Source organism: Clostridium sp. (assembly GCF_051278035.1).
Lineage (GTDB): Bacteria > Bacillota > Clostridia > Clostridiales > Clostridiaceae > Clostridium_AD.
The window spans coordinates 1-3,764 of sequence record NZ_JBNMNU010000275.1 but is presented as its reverse complement, the minus strand read 5'-3'; the positions used below and the strand labels follow the sequence as shown (position 1 = coordinate 3,764).

The 3,764-nt window shown below is 30.4% G+C and carries 3 protein-coding genes, 1 tRNA gene, 2 rRNA genes, 1 pseudogene and 1 riboswitch; of the genes and pseudogenes, 5 read left to right on the top strand and 2 right to left on the bottom strand.

The window, feature by feature from the left end; genetic code table 11:
• Positions 1–96 (top strand): 5S ribosomal RNA (gene rrf, locus ACJAX4_RS22800); the annotation flags it as partial.
• 5 nt (positions 97–101) lie between these two features.
• Positions 102–177, top strand: a tRNA-Phe gene (locus ACJAX4_RS22795).
• An 85-nt stretch (positions 178–262) separates the two neighbouring features.
• Here ACJAX4_RS22795 and ACJAX4_RS22790 read toward each other — a convergent pair.
• Together ACJAX4_RS22790 and ACJAX4_RS22785 are read right to left on the bottom strand one after the other, a co-directional pair.
• Positions 263–628, bottom strand: a pseudogene (locus ACJAX4_RS22790) (methylenetetrahydrofolate reductase); the annotation flags it as partial.
• Between the two features lie 203 nt (positions 629–831).
• A riboswitch (SAM riboswitch) is annotated at positions 832–939 on the bottom strand.
• 78 nt (positions 940–1,017) lie between these two features.
• Positions 1,018–1,692: a uracil-DNA glycosylase gene (locus ACJAX4_RS22785; protein ID WP_435791728.1), complete on the bottom strand. Its 675-nt coding sequence runs from the start codon at positions 1,690–1,692 to the stop codon at positions 1,018–1,020.
• A 201-nt stretch (positions 1,693–1,893) separates the two neighbouring features.
• On the opposite strand from ACJAX4_RS22785, the gene ACJAX4_RS22780 reads away from it, so the two are divergent.
• The 3 genes from ACJAX4_RS22780 to ACJAX4_RS22770 form a co-directional block, all read left to right on the top strand.
• Complete coding sequence (locus ACJAX4_RS22780; RefSeq protein WP_435791727.1) at positions 1,894–2,769, top strand: YitT family protein; 876 nt, start codon at positions 1,894–1,896, stop codon at positions 2,767–2,769.
• A gap of 129 nt (positions 2,770–2,898) precedes the next feature.
• Complete coding sequence (locus tag ACJAX4_RS22775; protein ID WP_435791726.1) at positions 2,899–3,117, top strand: DUF3892 domain-containing protein; 219 nt, start codon at positions 2,899–2,901, stop codon at positions 3,115–3,117.
• A gap of 542 nt (positions 3,118–3,659) precedes the next feature.
• Positions 3,660–3,764: ribosomal RNA gene (locus tag ACJAX4_RS22770) — 16S ribosomal RNA — on the top strand; the annotation flags it as partial.

Genomic DNA, 3,764 nt, shown 5'->3' with positions numbered 1-3,764 from the left:
GTAACACCCCTTCCCATACCGAACAGGTAGGTTAAGCTTCAATGCGCCAATGGTACTGCAAGGGTGACCTTGTGGGAGAGTAGGTCGTCGCTAGGTAATATGGCTAAATAGCTCAGTCGGTAGAGCAGAGGACTGAAAATCCTCGTGTCCCTGGTTCGATTCCGGGTCTAGCCACCAAAAAACATCTTAGATAATTCTAAGATGTTTTTTTATATTTAAAAATATATTATAAATATTTAAATTAAAGTAGAAAGTTCATTATTTATATAGCACAACAATTTCTTATATTAGAAATATCTTTAATGATTTTTTGCGCTACGTCAGAACGGTTCATCGTATATAGATGAATTCCATCAACGCCAAAGGAAAGTAAATCTATAATTTGCTCAGTAGCATAAGCTATACCAGCTTCAGTTAGAGCTTCTGGGTTATATTCATATTTATTAATAATGCGTTTAAATTTTGGAGTTAAAGTTGCACCACACATTGAGGTTATTCGTTCAATTTGTCTTTTGTTTATAACAGGCATAATCCCAGCAGAAATAGGGACTGAAACACCTAATATATCAAGTTTCTCTTTAAAATTATAGAAAATTTCGTTGTCAAAAAATAATTGTGTTATCAAGAATATGGGGGTAGTTGGCTTTGGTGAAAATATTTATAAGAATATGACAGGTTTTTTATCAAATAGATCTTTTATATACATAATTTATCTCCTTTCAAGGGATACGTAGTTGTTTTGTATAGTGAGGCCTTAATATAAAAAAAGTTGCTTTTCAATTAGAAAAGCAACTTTTTTATATGCGAAATAATTCACTTAAGAAAGCCGTTTTCTCATCTTTCAGATATAAATCTGTTAGAATTGACACCATTGCTCTAAAATAAAATGCTGGTTGTCGGGTTTCATAGGGCCAGTCCCTCCACCTCTCTTGGTAAGAACTATATTAAATTGTAATTTAATGTATATAATAGACTGAACAATTAGATTTGTCAAGAATTTAAATTGAAATCGTATATTTATATATTTTCAATCTGCCAGTCAATAGGTTCACTCCCTTTTGAGATTAAAAATGCATTAGTATTAGAAAAAGGGTTACTGTTAAAAAAGCCTCTGTATGCAGATAATGGACTTGGATGAACAGATTTTATTATGTGGTGAATGGAGTTTGTTATGAGAGATTGTTTAGATTTAGCATTATTTCCCCATAAAATAAAAACTATAGAATCTGTTCTGTCATTTAATAAAGTGATTATTTTATTAGTAAAGTGTTCCCATCCTTTATTTTTATGAGAATTAGCCTCTCCGGATCTAACGGTAAGCACTGTGTTTAAAAGCAAAACATTTTGATCGGACCACTTTTTTAAATAGCCGTTATTAGGAATATAACAGCCTAAATCATTGGCTAATTCCTTATATATATTGAATAATGAAGGTGGAATTGGTACACCCTCATTTACAGAAAAACATAAGCCGTGAGATTGATTAGCACCATGGTAAGGATCTTGTCCAAGTATAACAACTTTTACATCATTATATGCTGTGTATTTAAGCGCATTGAATATGTCGTGAACTTCAGGATATACTTGTGAGCATTTATATTCGCTCTCTAAAAAACATTTCAATTTCAAATAATAATCTTTATTACACTCATCTATTAATAGTTGGTTCCAATCGTTTAATATACTTTTCATAAAAACACCTCGCTTAAGTTTATCATAAATACTTAAGTTTTCATAAACAACTACTTGATTTGATTAAATTATTATAATAAAAACTAATAGTTCGAGTTATTTTAGTGTTAGATGATATATAATAAGAGTAAATAGAAAAATACGTGGTATAAAATAAGTAATAGTTATTTTGTACTTTAGAGAAAGGCAAGGAGACATTAAATGAAAAAGAAATATAGCGCTAATTTTAAAGATTTAGTTAAGAAAACAGTTCTTATTATTTTAGGAAGCTTAATTATAGCTGTTGCAGTAAATCTATTTATAATTCCAAATATGCTTCTTAGTGGGGGAATCACAGGAATAGGACTCATGGTACAATATATTTTTAAAATACCGCTCGGAGTTACAATATTAATACTCAATATTCCGTTACTTATATTAAGTATAGTAAAGATAAATAAGAAGTTTACTGTCTTTACAATTTTAGGTACCATTGCATTATCACTTTTTTTGATTCTAACAGCGCCTTTAAACGATGTACTTGCTCCTGTTGAAGTGTCCTATAGGCTTCTTTATTGTATATATGGGGGAGTACTTTCAGGTATAGGTCTTGGAATTGTTTTTTCTAATGAAGGATCAACAGGTGGACTGGATATTATAGCTATATATGCTAAAAAGCAATATGACATAGAAATAGGTATAATGACCTTCGCATTAAATTTTTTAATTGTAGCGGTTGGATCTCTGTTATTTGATTTTAAAGTTGGATTATATACTCTCATTGCAATGTATATTACTTCTGCTGTTATGGAAAGAGTTATCAATGGATTGAATAGACGTAAAATGCTTTTAATTGTGTCTGAAAAAGAAAAAGAAGTAAGTGATGCTATAATGAATAGTTTTTATAGAGGAATGACTATATTGTATGGAGAAGGGGCATATACTAGCCATAGAAAAAATGTAATGTATTGTGTTATTTCTTTGAGACAGTTACCACATATTAAGAGAGTAATAAAAATAATTGATAAGGAAGCCTTTATTTCTATAATTGATATAGCTGAGGTTCAAGGTAATGGATTTAAAAGTCCGATAGGTTAAAGTTAATAATAAGTAGAGAACATATTATGATATGTTCTCTACTTATTTTTTTAAAAATGAATAGAATACGTAATATTACAGATAATAAATATAGTATGAATTTATATAATTAATGAGGAGATGTTTTTTATGAAAATAGTTAAAGTAAGAAAGAATACTGATGGGGATATTACAAATATATTGACTAGTACTGGTGAAGAATTAGATGTGAGTAAGGCTGTAGCATTAGCAAAGAGGGGAACAGTAGAATCAGTGGTTGTAGGTAAAAATCGAAATGGGAATGATGTTATAAAGTCTTCACCGAATAGCACTACTGAAGATAATTTAGATAATTTGCCAACTTTTTAGTTTGATAGTTGTAAGTCCTCTCGCCGAACATGCATTATAAAGATTATAAAGATAAGGGGCTTATGATGTTTATATTGCATAATATTACTTGAATAAGGCACACTATTCCTAGTGTGTCAGTATAAAGGAAACTTAACATACAGGAGTATTATAGAGAATGTTGCATTTAATTGTCGAAATAAAGGTAGAAACTAAAAACTATCATATCCATAAATGATATAATTCTTTATGTCGCAGCAGTTTAGTTGCGATGAAACAAATAGGCATAAGAAAACAATGATTTAATGATTAAAAAAATGTTGACAACTTATGTATTAACAGATATAATAGTAGAAGTCGTCACTTGATGACAAAATGAATTGGTCTTTGAAAATTAAACAGAGAAATAGGTAAAGATAGCAAAATAATATTTTGCTAAACCAGTTAATTACTTTAGTAAATAAAGTGAATTTTAGTCGTAAGACTAAATAGTATGTAATGAGCTTGCTAACCAGCTTAACAGTTGGCGCAGATTAATCATTTCAACTAAGAGTGTAAACTTTTAAATTGAGAGTTTGATCCTGGCTCAGGACGAACGCTGGCGGCGTGCCTAACACATGCAAGTCGAGCGATGAAACCCTTCGGGGTGAATTAGCGGCGGACGGGTG

Bases quoted from the DNA above. Each gene is read 5' to 3' on its own strand.
- ACJAX4_RS22785 (WP_435791728.1), bottom strand. From the start codon at position 1,692: ATGAAAAGTATATTAAACGATTGGAACCAACTATTAATAGATGAGTGT.
- ACJAX4_RS22780 (WP_435791727.1), top strand. From the start codon at position 1,894: ATGAAAAAGAAATATAGCGCTAATTTTAAAGATTTAGTTAAGAAAACA.
- ACJAX4_RS22775 (WP_435791726.1), top strand. From the start codon at position 2,899: ATGAAAATAGTTAAAGTAAGAAAGAATACTGATGGGGATATTACAAAT.